The organism is Sphingomonas sp. (assembly GCF_036388215.1).
Classification (GTDB): Bacteria; Pseudomonadota; Alphaproteobacteria; order Sphingomonadales; family Sphingomonadaceae; genus Sphingomonas.
In genome coordinates this window covers 140,920-157,210 of the sequence record NZ_DASVSH010000033.1, presented here as the reverse complement: position 1 = coordinate 157,210, position 16,291 = coordinate 140,920, and the positions used below count along the sequence as shown (strand labels likewise).

The following is a 16,291-nucleotide window of genomic DNA, read 5'->3' as shown; positions in this document are numbered from 1 at the left end:
GTAAGGGAGAGGGACGATGGCTAGGCTCGCGACAGGTCCGCTGGAGGAAAATATCGTGGATCCGCTCGATGTCAGCCGTCCCGAACTCTATCGCGACGATGTCTGGCAGGCCCCGTTCGCCGAGCTGCGGGCCAAGGCCCCGGTATATTATACCGAGCATAGCTCGTTCGGCCCCTTCTGGTCGGTTTCCACCTACAAGCCGATCGTAGAGGTCGAGTCGCTACCCGAAATCTATTCGTCCGAGGCCGGCGGCATAACGATCGCCGACATGATGCCAGACGATATCAAGATGCCGATGTTTATCGCGATGGATCGGCCCAGGCACACCGGCCAGCGCCGCACCGTCGCTCCGGCATTCACGCCTTCCGAGATGGTGCGGATGACCGAGAATATACGGATGCGTTCTGCCGAAATTCTCGATTCGCTGCCGATCGGCGAGGAGTTCGACTGGGTGGATCAGGTATCGATCGAACTGACCACGCAGATGCTGGCGATCCTGTTCGACTTTCCATGGGAGGATCGCCGCAAGCTCACCTTCTGGTCAGATTGGGCGGGCGATATCGAAATTGCCAAGGACCCCGAGCGCAAGGAAGAGCGCCGCCAGCACCTGTTCGAATGCGCCGCATATTTCGGCAATCTCTGGCAGGGCAAGGTCGGCAAGGAGCCGACGCCCGATCTTATCTCCATGATGATACATTCGGACGCGATGAGCCACATGGACCAGATGGAGTTTCTGGGAAATCTGATCCTGCTGATCGTCGGCGGCAACGATACCACGCGTAATTCGATGAGCGCCTATGCCTGGGGGCTGGATCAGTTTCCCGACGAGCGCGCCAGGCTGGAGGCCGATCCCGGGCTGATCCCTAATGCCGTGCAGGAACTGATTCGATGGCAGACGCCGCTATCGCACATGCGCCGCACCGCGACTCAGGACGCCGTACTCGAAGGGCAAAAGATCCGCGAAGGGGACAAGCTGGCGCTGTGGTACGTTTCCGCCAATCGGGACGAGAGCGTGTTTCCGAACGCCGGCAAGATCATCGTCGATCGCGAGAATGCACGGCGCCATCTGGCATTCGGTCACGGCATCCACCGCTGTGTCGGCGCGCGGCTGGCCGAATTGCAGATCGGCATATTGATTGAGGAAATGGCCAAGCGCCGCCTGCGCGTGAACGTCACCGGCCAGGTCGAGCGCGTCGCGGCTTGCTTCGTCCATGGCTATAAGAAGATGCCGGTGGAGCTCAGCCGCTATTGATCCGGGGAAAATTGCTTGCGTTGCAACCTTTTGCCACGGCGAAGCGAACCTATATCCAGGCCCTAGGTTTGGATGATCACAGATGACTTATAATCGCCGCAACTTCCTCACCGCCGCCGGCATGGGCGCGATCTCTACTGCGGTGATCTCGCGGCTTGGCGCCAGCGAGCCCGCGGAAGCGGCGCAGCGCTTCGAATTCAATCTCACCGATGCGCAGTGGCGCAAGCAGCTGTCTCCCGCGGCATATGACGTGCTGCGCCGCGACGGCACTGAACGGCCTTATTCGAGTCCGCTCAACAAGGAGCATCGCCGGGGCACCTTCTCCTGCGCGGGCTGCGCCTTGCCGTTATTCTCGTCCAGGGCGAAGTTCGAAAGCGGCACGGGCTGGCCGAGCTTCTACGCGCCCGCGCCCAATGCAGTGATCACGCGCACTGATCGCACGCTCGGCATGGCCCGCACCGAAGTGCGATGCCGTCGCTGCGGGGGACATCTGGGCCATGTGTTCGACGATGGCCCCAAGCCCACCGGCAAGCGCTATTGCATGAATGGCGTCGCGATGACTTTCAAGGCAATCTGAGCGGAGCACGAAAACTCGGCGACCCGGATCAGCCAATGTTGGTTTCGAGGACCAAGTCGCTGAGGTCGAGTTCCAGCGAAGGAAGCCGCGGCAGATCGGCGTTGCCGCTCTCGGCGCCACCGCCGCCATAGATGAACCCGTTGATCGGATAAACCGAAGTGCCGAGGCCGCCGGTGCGCGCGAACCACACCTTCACCTGGCTCCAGTCGCCCGCCGGGGACACATCGACTGCGCGGACATTGCGCTCGATCCCGCCGGCGAACGACCAGTTCGCATGGGTGAGCAGCACTTCGCGATCGTTGATCACATTGGATACCATCGCGACATGGCCGAAAGGATTGCGAGCGGTTTTCTTGAACGACATCACGGCGCCTACTGCCGGAGCATCGCCGCGCTCGTAACGGCCGGCCGCCTGCTCCCACCAGGTCCACGCATTGCCGTGGATCTTCACGCTGGAAACTTCACGGGCGAAGACGGCGCACTGCCAGAAACGGCTCTTGGCCGCTGCTGCCTGGGCAGTGGGGGCCATCGTCAGGATGCAAGCCATCACCAGCGCAAGACGCGCTGCAAAAACACGGAATTTCATGGACCCCCCGGTCAGGAAGTGATCAGTCGCAGCTTTCTAAGCAGAGCGATTCGGCGGGGTACACCCCCGCACCGCGAAGACGGGATGAACCGTTGGGTTGAGCCGATGGGCCGACGGAACTTGCAGCTAGCGACCGAAACGGGCGGGCGAATAACGCTCCGGATCCAGTCCTGCGACAGTCATGTCGAGTGTGCGGCCAAGCAGGACGGCGGCGGCGAGCTTGGCGGCGGCGGGCGCGGTCTGGATGCCGAACCCACCCTGCCCTACGCACCAGAAGAATGCGGGCTGCTTCGCATCGAAGCCGTAGACCGGCAGGCGATCGGGCGCGAAGCTTCGCAGCCCCGCCCATTTATGCTCCAGCTTCTCGATCCGCCAATCGACGACATGTTCGAACCGGTCGATTGCAATCGCCACGTCCAGGTCCTCGGGCTGCGAATCGCATGGCTCGCAGGCGATCTCGTCATGTGGACTCAACCAAAGCCGCCCCGCGCCTTCGGGCTTCCAATAGAAGCTCCCCCCGATATGGGCGACATGTGGGCTGCCCGGAGCCGGCGCGGGATCGGTCCTGAGCTGCATTATCGTGCGGCGATAGGGTTGGATGCCCAGTGGAGCGACGCCGCACGCCAGCGCCACCGGATCGGCCCAGGCTCCCGCGGCATTTACGAGGATGTCCGCTTCGAAATCGCCCGCCCGCGTTGCGATCCTCCAATGCGCATCGCGCGCCGCGGACACGAGCCCGGCGGACGATATCAAGGTTCCGCCCGCTTTCTTTACGCCCCTCAGATAGTCGTCGTGCAACCGTCCGACATCGATATATTCGCAACTCGGCTCGTGCACTCCGAGCGTCCATTCCGCCCGTAGGCCAGGTATCATGTCATGCGGGTCGATTGCGCTGAGCGCCACGCCGGTGCCCTCGAATTCGGCCAGGAACGCATCGATCTCAGCCCCCTCGCTCGCGCGGCCGATATGGAGCGAGCCCATCGGATCGAGATAGCCGCCCCCCGCCAGAAGTGCACCCGATGCCGTGGTCAGCGGCTGGACATGGGGGCCGCCATAGGTTTCGGACCAGAAGGCCGCCGACCGCCCGGTCGAATGATAGCCGGGCCGGTCTTCGGATTCGAGGAGCAGCACGCGCGCATATGGCGCGAGTTCGGCGGCGAGGCTCGCCCCCGCGATACCCGCTCCGGCAATCGCGACGTCGTATTTCAACGCTTCTGGGCCCTCGCGGCCAAAAAGAGGTCAATCTCTCCGATCGCGCGGTTACGCACGGCATCGACTTCGCGGAGTATCTCGTGCGCGCTTTCGTTGCCGAAGCTCACGATACGCGAATCGGGCAGTTTCGGGCCGATCTTGAGCGCCGCCCTGGCATCCACCAGCCCGTCGGCCTTTGCGACGAGCATCAGCACGGGGATATTCATCCGCTTGAGCCTGGGATTGTCGCGCAGCTCGCGCATCGACTTCATGGCTTCGATCACCCATCGCCAGCTCGGCGGGCCAGTGACGATCTCGGGTTTTTCGTGCTGCCACCAGATCTCGTCTTCATAGCGCCCCTTGTCGTGCGTGAGCAGCGAGTAGCGGCTGTCGGATGTGTAGGGCTTCTCGTTGGTCTTCCACGCCGGGCGCGACGAATCGCCCACGCCGCCGAGAATCTTCGCGAAGCGCTCGGCGAACGGCAACGCGCTCTTGAAGCCAAGCATCGGCGCGATCAGCACTGCGGCATCGGGCGTGGCTGCGCCCTCGATCAGCCCGCGCAGCACCAGGTGGCCGCCCATGGAATGCCCCATCACGACATGCGGCTCCGGCGTTCCCGCTTCCCATTCGGCGTAAAAGGCGCGAAAATCGGCGATATATTGATCGAAGCTCTCGATATGCCCGCAATTCGCGGCTGGGGTGAGCCGCCCCGATCCGCCCTGGCCGCGCCAGTCGAACCACGTGATCGTCCAGCCTTGCGCGTGCCAATGGGCGAACACCTCTAGATATTTCTCGAAAATATCACCCCGCCCCCCCTGAAAAAGAATGCTCCCACGTGGGGTGGCGCTGTCTGACGGCCAGGCGAATGCACGGAGCTGGCCGCCCGCAGGCGCATTCCAGAAGTGGATTTTCGCGCCCTGGGGGATTTCGCGCCGCGAGGAAATCGTATCGGTCATCGGGCTTGGTTACGTTTTGATAAGTGGTCCCGTCTAGGCATTTGCCGTGATGGGGGAATTGTTTGCGCCTTTTCTGATTGTGGCACTGGGCCTCTTGCTGGTTTCTGCAGGGGCCGAGGACGCGCGCAAGCGAGAGATCGCGAACTGGAAAAACGCAGTGATCGCGCTGCTTGCGCTGCCCTGGTGGGTGGCGAACGGCTTGGCGATCTGGCCGGACATGGCGCTTCAGCTTGGAGTGGCGCTCCTCGTCTTCGCATTCTTCGCGGGCGCATTCGCGCTCGGGCAAATGGGCGGAGGCGACGTCAAGCTGATCGGCGCACTGGCGCTTTGGCTGCCGGTGCAGCCGCTGATCTGGATGCTGATTCTCATGTCGCTGATCGGCGGCGCGCTGACGCTCTTGATGGTCATCGAAAAAAGATTGCGGCGTCGCAGGGGAATGCCGCTCGAAATTCCCTACGGGGTCGCGATCGCAATCGCGACTTTGCTGGTGCTGCGCGAACCTATTTTTAACCAATTCCAGTGAATGCTTAACGCCGCCGAAACCACAACCCGGCGCGATTTTGAGAAGGCCTGACGCGAAATGGACGCACGCAAGCTGATCCTGCTCTTCGGAGCGCTGGTAATCGCCGGCATCACCGCGTTCATGGCGCGCAACATCCTGGTGGGCGCGCCCGCGCCGATCGCCGGGGCCGCTCCTGCCGGCGGCATGTCGCCGGAGAACACCACCGAAGTGATGGTCGCCACGCGTGCGCTTCCGGTCGGCACGATCATCGATGCGGAAGCCATCAAGTATGTCGCGTGGCCCAAGGAGCTCGTCGAGGGCGCTTATTATATCAAGGGCCAGGGCGAGCCCGCAAAGCTGCAGGGCACTGTGGTTCGTTTCGCGATTCCGGCGGGCCAGCCGATCACCCAGGGCGCATTGGTCAAGCCGGGCGACCGCGGGTTCCTGGCCGCGGCGCTTGGGCCGGGCATGCGCGCCGTCACCGTTCCCGTTTCCGCGCAGAGCGCCGTCGCCGGCTTCGTCTTTCCGGGCGACCGAGTGGATCTGGTGCTGACGCAGTCGGTATCGGGCGGGGGCGATGGCCCTCCGCTCAAGGCTTCCGAGACGATCCTGCGCAATCTGCGCGTGCTCGCAACGGATCAGCGCACCGACAAGGGCGTCGATGAAAAGGGCAACACCGTTGTCACCAATTATTCGACCGTCACTGTCGAGGCGACACCCAAGATCGCCGAGAAGATCGCCGTCGCGCAGACCGTAGGCACACTTTCGCTGTCGCTCCGCTCGATCGCCGACAATCAGGGCGAGCTCGAGGAAGCGATCGCGAGCGGGCAGGTTAGCGTGCCTGACGGGACCGATCCCAAGGCCGAAAAGGCCATGATCGCCCGCGCCGCGGCGCGCCCTCAGGAAGGCAACACCACTTTCGCGACCGGCGCCGATGTCTCGCGCTTCCAGCGCAGCAGCGTGCCCGGCAAGCCCAAAGAAGAACGGGGCGGCATGGGGGCCATGCCAATGGGCCCTGGCGGGTCACCCTTTCCGGGCGGCGCTGCGCCGGTCCAGCCGGGGCCGACGGTCACAATCACTCGCGGCAACACGGTCACCGTGGTTCCGCTCGGGGGGAAGAACTGAAATGCGTATCCTGGCAAAGCCATTGGGGCTGCCGCTCGCAATCCTCGCCGCCACCGGCACGGTAGCCTTCGCGCGCCCCGTCGCGGCGCAGACCGCGCCCAGTGCCAGCGGGCTGCTCCAGCTCAACACCGGCCGCGGCCGGCTGGTGACGCTCGATGCCCCGATCACGAATGTCTTCGTAGCGAACGAAGCTATCGCCGACGTCCAGGTTCGCTCGCCCACCCAGATTTACATTTTCGCCAAGACGCCGGGAGAGACCAGCGTTCACGCCACGACCAAGACCGGCCGCGTCGTTTATGCGAGCACGATCCGGGTCGGCAACAATATCGATTCGATCGGCGCAATGCTGCGCCTGGCGATGCCCGAAGCGCAGATTATTGCTACGCCGATGAACGGCCTGATCCTGCTCACGGGAACGATCGGCTCCCCGTCCGACATTGCCGAGGCCGAACGCCTCGTCCAGGCATTCGTTGGCAAGGACACCCAGATCGTCAGCCGGCTGAAGACCGCGACACCTCTGCAAGTGCGCCTCGAAGTGCGTTTCGCCGAAGTGAGCCGCAGCTTTGTCAAGGATGTGGGTGTCAATCTGCTCTCGCGCGACCAGACGAGCGGTGTCCAGTTCGGCGTGTCCTCCGGCGGCCGCGTTCCGGGCACCATAGGCACGCCTGATATTTCGAACCTGCCGGTGCTCGACGCGTCTTCGCGCTTCGGCTTCCCGGCCGGCACCGTCAGCCTTCCCTTCGATCCTCGCCGGGGCGATTTCGTCTATCCGGGCACCGGATCGTCCTACACCCTCAACAAGGGCACGGCGCACACCGCGCTTGGCCTCGCCGGCAAATTGCTGGGTCTCGACGTGCTCGGCGCGCTCGACCTGGGCGAGCGGATCGGCCAGGTGACCACGCTCACCAATCCTAACCTGACCGCGCTTTCGGGCGAGACCAGCACCTTCCTGGCCGGCGGCGAAATCCCGATCCTGGTGAGCCAGGGCCTGGGCGCAGTTTCCGTCGAGTATAAGCAATATGGCGTCAGCCTGGCCTACACGCCCACCGTGCTTTCGGACGGCCGCATCTCGCTGCGCGTCAAGCCCGAAGTGTCGTCCTTGTCGGCCGCGGGCGCGGTCAGCCTGGGCGGCAATCAGATCCCAGCGCTCACCACGCGCCGCGCCGAGACGACGGTCGAACTCGGATCGGGTGAGAGCATGGTCATCGCCGGGCTCCTCTCAAACAGCCACGACAATTCGATCAGCAAGGCTCCTGGGCTTGGCGACGTGCCGATCCTGGGTGCGCTGTTCCGCTCGAATTCGTTCCAGCGCAACGAAACCGAGCTGGTGATCGTGATCACGCCGTATCTGGTGAAGCCAGTCAACGCGAACCAGATCGTGCTGCCAACCGATGGCTATCAGGCGCCCAACGACTTCCAGCGAATCATCGGCGGCCAACTCAGCGGCAGCAACGACCGCGAGCGCCCCAAGCCGAGCATGGCGCAGCCGAATGGCCAGCCCTCGGTCGGCGCGATGGCGCCGGCGCTTGCCTCGCCCGCACCTTCGCAGCGCCAGCCCGAGCAGCCCGCCAAGGCGGCCAACCCTAAGTCCAAGAAGAAGTCCGGCGCGGCTCCCGCCCCCGGCTTCGGCTTCTGAAATGCTCCCGAGGAGATCCGCAATGTACGCGCGCCACCTTCCCCTGCTCCTCGCCCCGGCGCTGCTGCTGAGCGGTTGCGGCACCTATAATGGCGGTGTCGATTCGGTGTATCAGCCGGTCGTCGAGCGCAACGATTACGTCTTCGATCTTCAAACCTCGGGCTATGGCCTCGCACCAGGCGAGACCCAGCGGCTGGCCGGCTGGATGGAGTCGATGCGGCCCGGCTATGGCGACCATATCTCGATCGACGACGGCGCCGACGGCTCCACTGCGCGCGAGGATATTGCGGCGCAGGCCAACCGCTTCGGACTGCTGCTCGATGCCAAGGCCCCGGTGACTATGGGCCAGATCGCCCCCGGCACGGTGCGCGTGGTGATCACGCGGATGACCGTTGGCATCCCCGGCTGCCCCGATCATTCGCGAAACTATCAGCCCGATTATTCGGCGAGCACGAGCTCCAATTACGGTTGCGCGACAAACGCCAATCTGGCCGCGATGATCGCCGACCCCGGCGATCTGGTCCGCGGCGTGCCCGGTGCGCCCACCAGCGACCCCGCCACCGCCACCAAGGCAGTCAAGGCGCTGCGCGACGCGACCCCCAGCGGCGGCGGCGGCACCGTAGTGAAATCCGACAGCACCGGAGGCGGCCCGAAGTGAACGCGCCCTTCAATCCCGCGCGCACCGCGCACCGCGAGCCGTTCACTGCGTTCGTCTGCGACGAGGCGACGGCGGAAGCGCTGCGCCCGATCGCGGTCGAGCTCGGCTGGTCGCCTGAGAAGGTCAACAAGGGCGGGCTGCGCAATGCGGTCCAGACCCTGTCGGTTTCCGCGAGCCCGAACATCCTGTTCGTCGACTTGTCCGAATCGGGCGATCCGCTCAACGACATCAATGCACTGGCCGAAGTCTGCGAGCCCGGCACGGTCGTCATCGCCTCGGGCCAGGTCAATGACGTGCGGCTGTACCGCGATCTCGTCGCCAGCGGCATCCACGATTACCTGCTCAAGCCCCTGAACCCGGATGCCCTGCGCGACACCTTCTCCCAGGCGCAGGCGGCGTTGAATGCGCCCAAGCTCGCCGACACCGCCAGCGACCGCCCGCATTGCGCAGTCGCAGTGATCGGCTCGCGCGGCGGCTGCGGAGCATCGACGATCGCCACTTCGCTCGCATGGCTGCTCAGCGAAAAGCACGGCCGCACCACGGCGTTGCTCGACCTTGACGTGCATTTCGGCACCGGGGCGCTGGCGCTCGATCTCGAGCCCGGCCGCGGCCTGACCGACGCGATCGAGAACCCCAGCCGCATCGACGGGCTCTTCATCGAACGCGCGATGGTCAAGGCATCCGACCGCCTCTCCGTGCTCTCGGCCGAAGCCCCGATCCATTCGCCGGTGATGACCGACGGCGCGGCATTCTACCAGCTCCAGGAGGAAATCCGGGGTGCATTCGAATCCACCGTGATCGATCTGCCGCGCGGCATGCTGGTGAACCACCCGCATTTGATCACCGATGTCCAAGTCGCGGTGCTCGTCACTGAGCTCACTCTCGCATCGGCGCGCGACGCGATCCGCATCTTGAGCTGGTTCAAGTCGAATGCGCCGCAGACCCAGGTGATCGTCGTGGCTAACCGCGTGCAGCCCGCCGCGATGCTCGAGATCAGCCGGAAGGACTTCGAAGGCTCGATCGAGCGCAGGATCGATATCCTGATCCCCTTCGAGCAGAAGCTGGCTGCGCAGGCTGCCAAGCTGGGCAAGCCGCTCGCTGAAGTCGCCAAGGGCAACAAGAGCTTCACGCCCCTCACCGATCTTGCCGAGCGGATCACCACGATCACCGATTCGGGCGAGCGTGACGACAAGGCGGCCAAGGGTGCGAAAGGCAGCAAAGGCGGCAAGGGCGAATCGCTCCTGGGCAAGCTCGGCGGCTTCAGGCTGAAACTCGGTTCGAAGGCAAAGAAGTAACCACTTCGCAGTTAAGGTGCGCTTCGTTTTGATGGTTCTGGAGGCTTGCAGGGCATGGAATTGATGCCGGTCCTGATGCTCGGGGGGGGCGCCCTGGCGGTGCTAGCGCTGATGATGTTCGCCTTTTCGGGCCCATCAGCCGAGCGCGCGGGCTCACGGCGCCTTTCCGGAATCAAGGATCGCAACGTAGTCAGCGTGGCGGGCGCGAATGCCATGGAGACGCAGCTTCGCCGCGTCACGCGGGGTTCGACACGCGCCGACATCAACGCGGCGCGCTTCCTGCCCAATCCCGCGTTGCTCCAAAAACGCCTCAACATGACCGGCAAAAACTGGACGCTGAGCAAATATCTGCTGGCGACGGGCGGGCTGGTGGTAGTCGTCACTGGACTGCTGTTTCTTCAGGGACTGCCGATCTGGCTGGCCCTGGCGCTCGGCATGTTCGTAGGGCTGGGCCTGCCGCACAAGACGGTCGGGTTTTTCATCAAGCGGCGTATCGGCAAATTCACCGCCAAATTTCCCGACGCGATCGAATTGCTCGTCCGCGGCCTGCGCTCGGGCCTGCCGATCACCGAGACGATGAGCGTTGTGGGCGCCGAAGTAGATGGACCCGTGGGCGAGGAATTCCGTTCGGTATCGGACAAGATGAAGATCGGTCGCACACTTGACGCCGCGCTTCAGGAAACCGCGGACCGCCTGGGCACCCCCGAATTCCAGTTCTTCGTCATCACCATCGCAATCCAGCGCGAGACCGGCGGCAACCTGGCTGAGACGCTGGCCAACCTGGCCGACGTGCTGCGCAAGCGCAGTCAGATGAAGCTCAAGATCAAGGCGATGTCCTCTGAATCAAAGGCGTCCGCGCTGATCGTCGGCTGCCTGCCCTTCGTGGTGTTCACCATGGTCTGGTTCATCAACAACGGATACATGATGAACTTCTTCCGCGACGAACGCCTGATGGTCGCCGGCGGCGGCGGGCTGGTCTGGATGGCGCTGGGCGCGTGGATCATGGCCAAGATGGTCAATTTCGAGATTTGATGATGGCCTCCACCCCCACCCTCCTCGGCATCGATGTCTATTGGGTTGCGACCTTGCTTGCTGCCGTCGCCGCCAGCGCCGTGCTCTTCGCGATCTACACCGCCACCACGGTTCGCGATCCCATGACCAAGCGCGTCAAGGCGCTGCAGGAGCGCCGCGAGCAGCTGAAGGCGGGCATTACGGCTTCGACTTCGAAGCGCCGCGCAAAGCTGGTCCAGAAGACCGACACGACCGATCGAATCCGTGCGCTTCTTTCCTCGCTCAAGGTGCTGCAGGAAAGCCAGGTAAAGGTCGCGCAGACCAAGCTGCTCCAAGCCGGCATCCGCCGCAAGGAATGGGCGGTCGGCGTCATCTTCGGTCGCCTGGTGCTCCCGATCATCGTCGGCGGGCCGATGCTCTACGCCGTCTATGGTACGTCGATGGTCGCCGAATGGAGCCCTCTCAAGTCCTATGGCCTCGTCGCGGTTACCTTCATCCTGAGCTACAAGGCGCCCGACATCTATCTGAAGAACAAGATCACCAAGCGCAGCCACGCGATCCGCAAGGGGCTTCCCGACGCGCTCGACCTGCTGGTGATCTGTGCCGAAGCGGGACTCACCGTCGATGCCGCATTCCACCGCGTTTCGAAAGAACTGGGCAAAGCCTATCCCGAACTCGGCGACGAATTCGCGCTCACGGCGATTGAATTGGGCTTCCTAACCGACCGGCGCCAGGCGTTTGAGAACCTGGCCGGCCGCATCAACCTGGATGCGGTGCGCGGCGTGGTCACAACCATGATCCAGACCGAGAAATACGGCACGCCGCTGGCATCGGCGCTCCGCGTGCTTTCCGGCGAATTCCGCAACGAGCGCATGATGCGCGCGGAGGAAAAGGCGGCGCGGCTGCCCGCAATCATGACGATTCCGCTGATCCTGTTCATCCTGCCGGTCTTGTTCATCGTGATCCTTGGGCCGGCCGCCTGCTCGATCAACGACGCTTTGATGACGGGCTAATCATTACGGTGGCGTCGCGCACCGCGGCGGGCTACCCTCCCGCGCTTAAAAGGGGAGGGTTACCGATGCAGGATTTGCCGTTCCAGACGCTGACGCAATTCGTCGCGCTGGGCCTCACGCTGCTCGCCGGCTGGCTGCTTGGGCTCGCCAGCACATCCGGCGGCCGCAAGTGGCGCGAACGCTATCACGATGTCGAGATCGACAGTGCCGGCTACCGCGACCGCGCCGAATCCGACCTGCGCGACGCCGCACGGCGCATCCGCGACCTCGAAGCCGAAAATGCCCAGCTTCGCGCCGCAACGCCGGCGCGCGAGGATCACGGCCATTCGCCTACAACCGTCGCCGGCGCAGCACTCGCCGGGGCGGCGGCGGGCGCAGTCGCCACGCACGCCGCTGACGATCACCAGGCCGAGGACCATCATGCGCAGCCCGTAGCTGCTGCGCACCCGGAACCCGCAGATGCCCAGCCCGCGCAGGTCGAGCCGGCGCAGGACGATCACGGCCACGCACCGGCCGTTCAAGATTCGCACGGGGACAATCATCATGCCCCTGCGGACACGCATCATCACTGAGCGATAGGCGGATCATGGACCCGCTTCCCTATCAGACGATAACCCAATTTGCCGGGCTTGGCCTGGCGCTGCTCGCGGGCTGGTTTCTCGGCCTGGCCACCGCGCCGGGCGGCGGCAAATGGCGCGACCGCCTCCAGGAAGAGGAAGCCGAGCACGCGCGCTATCGCGACGAAGCCAATGAAGAGATCCGCGCGAAGACCAAGCGGATTCGCGAGCTCGAATCGCTGGCACGCGCGCCGGCGATTGGCGCCGCAGCGGCTGAGCCGGGGGCCGGCTGGCGCGGCTGGTTCGGCTGGGGCCGCGACAATCTCGCGCGCATCCGGGGCATAGGCGAAGCACGCGAGAAGCGGCTCAACGAGCTGGGCATCAAAACCTATCGCGAGATCGAGAAGATGACCGCAGAGGACGAAGCCGCGCTCGAGCAACGGCTTGCCCTGGCGTCCGGCACGATCGGCAGCGAAGGCTGGCGCGAACAGGCCGCGCTGCTAGGTGCGGGCAATGAAGGCGAGCACGCCAGACGATTTGGCTAGAAGGTCATCTGCCTTTACCCCCGCTCACCCTGAGCTTGTCGAAGGGCCTTCGACAAGCTCAGGGTGAGCGGATCAGTTCGATGCGAGCATCGCTCGCTGATAGACTTCGATCACTTCGGCGATCGGGCCACTCGACGCCGTAAGCACAGCGTGGTGACGCAGGATTGCGTTCTCACTTTGCCCGTCCCACCGGCGCTCGGACGAGAGATTGCGCCGGCTGGGCGCCAGCGGCCTTACCACCACGCCGAAAGGCGCATCCCCTGCGAGCGCCGCATTCATCTCGGGGCTGAGCCGGGCGGGCACGTACCAGTTATCAGCTTCGGAAAGGACTTCCTCGCCACAGGTGAGCCGGACGCGGCGATAGGCGATCGGATCGGTTTCTGCGATGCCCAGCAGCGCGGCATGCGGGCCGGCGGAGGGCGTCTCGCGGCGGGTGACCATCGCGCGCACCTTCAGCCCCGGCCGGTGACGGTCGCACCAGGCCTGGAGCACCGCAGTGGCGCTTGGATTGGCGAACAGGGCTGCGTCGAGCGCCTCCACGCTACTCGGCTGCGCAATGGCCGGCGTGACGCCCAGCGCGGCGACTCCAAACATCGACCAGCCCTTCATCCGCGCCGAAGCGCGGCCTGCGCGGCCGCCAGCCGTGCGATCGGCACACGATAGGGAGACGCCGAGACATAATCGAGGCCGGTCTGCTCGCAGAAATCGATCGAGGCCGGGTCGCCGCCATGCTCGCCGCATATGCCGAGCTTGATGTCCGGGCGTGTCGCCCTGCCCCGCTCGGCGGCGATCTGGATCAGTTCGCCCACGCCTTCCACATCGATCGAGACGAACGGATCGCGCGCGTAGATCTGCTTTTCGACATAAGTGGTGAGAAAGCGCGCGGCGTCGTCGCGGCTCACGCCCAAGGTGGTTTGGGTGAGATCGTTCGTACCGAAACTGAAGAACGCGCCCACTTCGGCGATCTCGCCCGCGCGGAGTGCGGCGCGAGGCAGTTCGATCATCGTGCCGACCAGATACTCGATCGTCCGGCCCTTCTCGGCGAACACGGCCTGCGCCGCCTTATCGACGACAACCTTCATCAGCTCGAGCTCGCGGCGCGTTGCGACCAGGGGGATCATCACTTCGGGGATCGGCGCGGCACCCGACTTCTCGGCGACTTCGCAGGCAGCTTCGAAGATCGCGCGCGCCTGCATCTCGTAGATTTCGGGATAGGTAACGCCCAGGCGGCAGCCGCGGTGGCCGAGCATCGGATTGAACTCGTGGAGTTCGGAGGCGCGGCGCTGGAGGTTCTCGACCGAGATGCCCGTGGCCGCCGCGACTTCGGCGAACTCGGCTTCTTCGTGGGGCAGGAACTCATGCAGCGGCGGATCGAGCAGGCGGATCGTGCAGGGCAGCCCGACCATGACTTCGAAGATCTCGATGAAATCGCTGCGCTGCTCGGGGAGGAGCTTGTCCAGCGCCGCGCGGCGGCCGGCTTCGTCTTCCGCGAGGATCATCTGGCGGACCGAGGTGATGCGCGATTGCTCGAAGAACATATGCTCGGTGCGGCACAGGCCGATGCCCTCCGCGCCAAACTCGCGCGCGGTGCGGCAATCAAGCGGAGTCTCGGCATTGGCGCGGACCTTGAGCCGGCGCTTGGCGTCGGCCCATTCCATCAGCGTGCCGAAATCGCCGGAGAGCTCGGGCTGGACCGTCGGGACTTCGCCGAGCATCACTTCGCCGGTCGATCCGTCGATAGTGATGATGTGGCCCTCGCGGACTTCGCGGCCGCCGACGCTGAACATCTTGAGGTGCGGATTGATCGCCAGCGTTCCCGCGCCCGATACGCAGGGACGGCCCATGCCCCGGGCGACCACGGCGGCGTGGCTGGTCATCCCGCCGCGCGCGGTGAGGATGCCCCTGGCGGCGTGCATGCCGTGAATGTCCTCGGGGCTGGTCTCGACCCGCACCAGAATGACCGCGTCCCCTGCCCCCGCGCGCTTCTCGGCGGTATCGCTGTCGAACACCGCATAGCCCGATGCTGCGCCGGGGGACGCCGGCAACCCCTTGGTCAGCACGTCGCGAACCGCCTTGGGGTCGAGCGTGGGGTGCAGGAGCTGGTCGAGCGCTTGCGGATCGACGCGGAGGATCGCTTCCTCCTGGCTGATCAGCCCCTCGCTGGCCATGTCCACCGCAATCTTGAGCGCGGCCTTGGCGGTCCGCTTGCCGCTGCGGGTCTGGAGCATCCAGAGCTTGCCGCGCTCGACGGTGAACTCGATGTCCTGCATGTCGCGGTAATGGCGCTCTAGCCGGTCGAACACCGCCGCCAGCTCGGCATAGGCCGCGGGCATCGCTTCTTCCATCGACAGCGGCTTGGCGTTCGCCGCCTCGCGCGCCGCCTTGGTGAGATATTGCGGGGTGCGAATGCCCGCCACCACGTCCTCGCCCTGGGCGTTGATCAGGAACTCGCCATAATAGGCATTGTCGCCCCTGGCGGGGTCGCGGGTGAACGCCACACCCGTCGCCGACGTGTCGCCCATATTGCCGAACACCATCGCCTGGACGTTGACCGCGGTGCCCCAATCGCCCGGAATGTCGTTGAGGCGGCGATAGACCTTGGCGCGCTCGGACTGCCACGAGCCGAACACCGCGCCGATCGCGCCCCAGAGCTGATCGTGCACGTCCTGGGGGAAGGGCTTGCCCCACAGTTCCTGCACGACAGACTTGTATTCCGCGACCAGCGCCTTCCAGTCCTCCGCGGTCAGGTCGGTGTCGAGATTATAGCCGCGGTCTTCCTTGGCGACCTCCAGCGCTTCCTCGAAGCGGCCGTGATCGAGTTCGAGCACCACATCCGAATACATCTGGATGAAGCGGCGATAGCTGTCCCAGGCGAAGCGCGGGTCGCCCGAGGCTTCGCAGAGGCCGACCACGGTTTCGTCGTTCAAGCCAAGATTGAGCACCGTATCCATCATGCCGGGCATCGAGACGCGGGCGCCGGAGCGGACCGAGACCAGCAGCGGATCGGCGGCGTCGCCGAACTTCTTGCCCGTCACGCTCTCGATATGAGTGACGCCAGTGGCGACTTCGGCCTTGAGGCTGTCCGGGAAGCTTTCGCCATTGTCGTAGTACAGCGCGCAGACCGGCGTGGAGATGGTGAAGCCGGGAGGGACCGGCAAGCCGATCGCCGACATGCCGTCGAGATTGGCTCCCTTGCCGCCGAGCAGATTCTTGTCGCCCTGCCCACCGTCCGAAACACCCCCACCGAAGCGGTAAACGTACTGCGTCATCTTAGCCCCTTCTCGCGCTGCATGCGCCTACCGCAGGTGCGAACAAACGCAAAGTAGAGAGTGCGGGCACCGGGACCAGCTTTGATTTGTCGGATCAATGCCGGGCTTGGGGCGCGAA

General features: G+C 64.7%; 16 protein-coding genes. 11 read left to right on the top strand and 5 right to left on the bottom strand.

Going from position 1 to position 16,291, the window contains the following annotated elements; all coding sequences use genetic code 11:
- Positions 1-16: 16 nt before the first annotated feature.
- Together VF617_RS14905 and msrB are read left to right on the top strand one after the other, a co-directional pair.
- Entirely contained in the window at positions 17-1,252 is a 1,236-nt protein-coding gene (locus tag VF617_RS14905) for a cytochrome P450 (RefSeq protein ID WP_331015695.1), read from the top strand.
- A gap of 82 nt (positions 1,253-1,334) precedes the next feature.
- On the top strand, positions 1,335-1,829 hold the full coding sequence (gene msrB, locus VF617_RS14900) for a peptide-methionine (R)-S-oxide reductase MsrB (protein WP_331015694.1): 495 nt from the start codon (positions 1,335-1,337) through the stop codon (positions 1,827-1,829).
- 28 nt (positions 1,830-1,857) lie between these two features.
- On the opposite strand, the gene VF617_RS14895 is transcribed toward msrB, so the two are convergent.
- The 3 genes from VF617_RS14895 to VF617_RS14885 all read right to left on the bottom strand — a co-directional run bounded on the left by VF617_RS14895 (position 1,858) and on the right by VF617_RS14885 (position 4,562).
- The gene (locus tag VF617_RS14895; protein ID WP_331015693.1) at positions 1,858-2,415 is read right to left on the bottom strand and encodes a CHAP domain-containing protein; all 558 of its coding nucleotides are present in this window, start codon (positions 2,413-2,415) and stop codon (positions 1,858-1,860) included.
- Between the two features lie 126 nt (positions 2,416-2,541).
- A complete protein-coding gene (locus VF617_RS14890; RefSeq protein ID WP_331015692.1) occupies positions 2,542-3,624 on the bottom strand; it encodes an FAD-binding oxidoreductase in 1,083 nt (360 codons plus the stop codon).
- The gene (locus tag VF617_RS14885) at positions 3,621-4,562 is read right to left on the bottom strand and encodes an alpha/beta hydrolase (RefSeq protein WP_331015691.1); all 942 of its coding nucleotides are present in this window, start codon (positions 4,560-4,562) and stop codon (positions 3,621-3,623) included. Before VF617_RS14885 ends, VF617_RS14890 begins: the two co-directional genes overlap by 4 nt.
- Positions 4,563-4,611: 49 nt before the next feature.
- On the opposite strand from VF617_RS14885, the gene VF617_RS14880 reads away from it, so the two are divergent.
- The 9 genes from VF617_RS14880 to VF617_RS14840 all read left to right on the top strand — a co-directional run bounded on the left by VF617_RS14880 (position 4,612) and on the right by VF617_RS14840 (position 12,904).
- Positions 4,612-5,085: an A24 family peptidase gene (locus VF617_RS14880; RefSeq protein WP_331015690.1), complete on the top strand. Its 474-nt coding sequence runs from the start codon at positions 4,612-4,614 to the stop codon at positions 5,083-5,085.
- Positions 5,086-5,142: 57 nt separating this feature from the next.
- Positions 5,143-6,189 (top strand): Flp pilus assembly protein CpaB, encoded by a 1,047-nt coding sequence (gene cpaB, locus VF617_RS14875; RefSeq protein WP_331015689.1) that lies wholly within the window; start codon positions 5,143-5,145, stop codon positions 6,187-6,189.
- Position 6,190: 1 nt separating this feature from the next.
- Positions 6,191-7,825 carry a type II and III secretion system protein family protein gene (locus tag VF617_RS14870; RefSeq protein ID WP_331015688.1) on the top strand — a complete coding sequence of 545 codons (1,635 nt, stop codon included), beginning with the start codon at positions 6,191-6,193 and terminating at the stop codon, positions 7,823-7,825.
- Positions 7,826-7,847: 22 nt separating this feature from the next.
- On the top strand, positions 7,848-8,483 hold the full coding sequence (locus VF617_RS14865; protein WP_331015687.1) for a CpaD family pilus assembly lipoprotein: 636 nt from the start codon (positions 7,848-7,850) through the stop codon (positions 8,481-8,483).
- On the top strand, positions 8,480-9,778 hold the full coding sequence (locus tag VF617_RS14860) for a pilus assembly protein CpaE (RefSeq protein WP_331015686.1): 1,299 nt from the start codon (positions 8,480-8,482) through the stop codon (positions 9,776-9,778). Before VF617_RS14865 ends, VF617_RS14860 begins: the two co-directional genes overlap by 4 nt.
- 54 nt (positions 9,779-9,832) lie before the next feature.
- Positions 9,833-10,810 (top strand): type II secretion system F family protein, encoded by a 978-nt coding sequence (locus VF617_RS14855; protein WP_331015685.1) that lies wholly within the window; start codon positions 9,833-9,835, stop codon positions 10,808-10,810.
- The gene (locus VF617_RS14850) at positions 10,810-11,802 is read left to right on the top strand and encodes a type II secretion system F family protein (protein ID WP_331015684.1); all 993 of its coding nucleotides are present in this window, start codon (positions 10,810-10,812) and stop codon (positions 11,800-11,802) included. Before VF617_RS14855 ends, VF617_RS14850 begins: the two co-directional genes overlap by 1 nt.
- Positions 11,803-11,867: 65 nt before the next feature.
- Entirely contained in the window at positions 11,868-12,374 is a 507-nt protein-coding gene (locus VF617_RS14845; RefSeq protein ID WP_331015683.1) for a hypothetical protein, read from the top strand.
- Positions 12,375-12,388: 14 nt separating this feature from the next.
- Positions 12,389-12,904 carry a hypothetical protein gene (locus VF617_RS14840; protein WP_331015682.1) on the top strand — a complete coding sequence of 172 codons (516 nt, stop codon included), beginning with the start codon at positions 12,389-12,391 and terminating at the stop codon, positions 12,902-12,904.
- 72 nt (positions 12,905-12,976) lie between these two features.
- On the opposite strand, the gene VF617_RS14835 is transcribed toward VF617_RS14840, so the two are convergent.
- Positions 12,977-13,498 (bottom strand): hypothetical protein, encoded by a 522-nt coding sequence (locus tag VF617_RS14835; RefSeq protein ID WP_331015681.1) that lies wholly within the window; start codon positions 13,496-13,498, stop codon positions 12,977-12,979.
- An 11-nt stretch (positions 13,499-13,509) separates the two neighbouring features.
- On the bottom strand, positions 13,510-16,173 hold the full coding sequence (ppdK, locus tag VF617_RS14830; protein WP_331015680.1) for a pyruvate, phosphate dikinase: 2,664 nt from the start codon (positions 16,171-16,173) through the stop codon (positions 13,510-13,512).
- Positions 16,174-16,291: the final 118 nt, after the last annotated feature.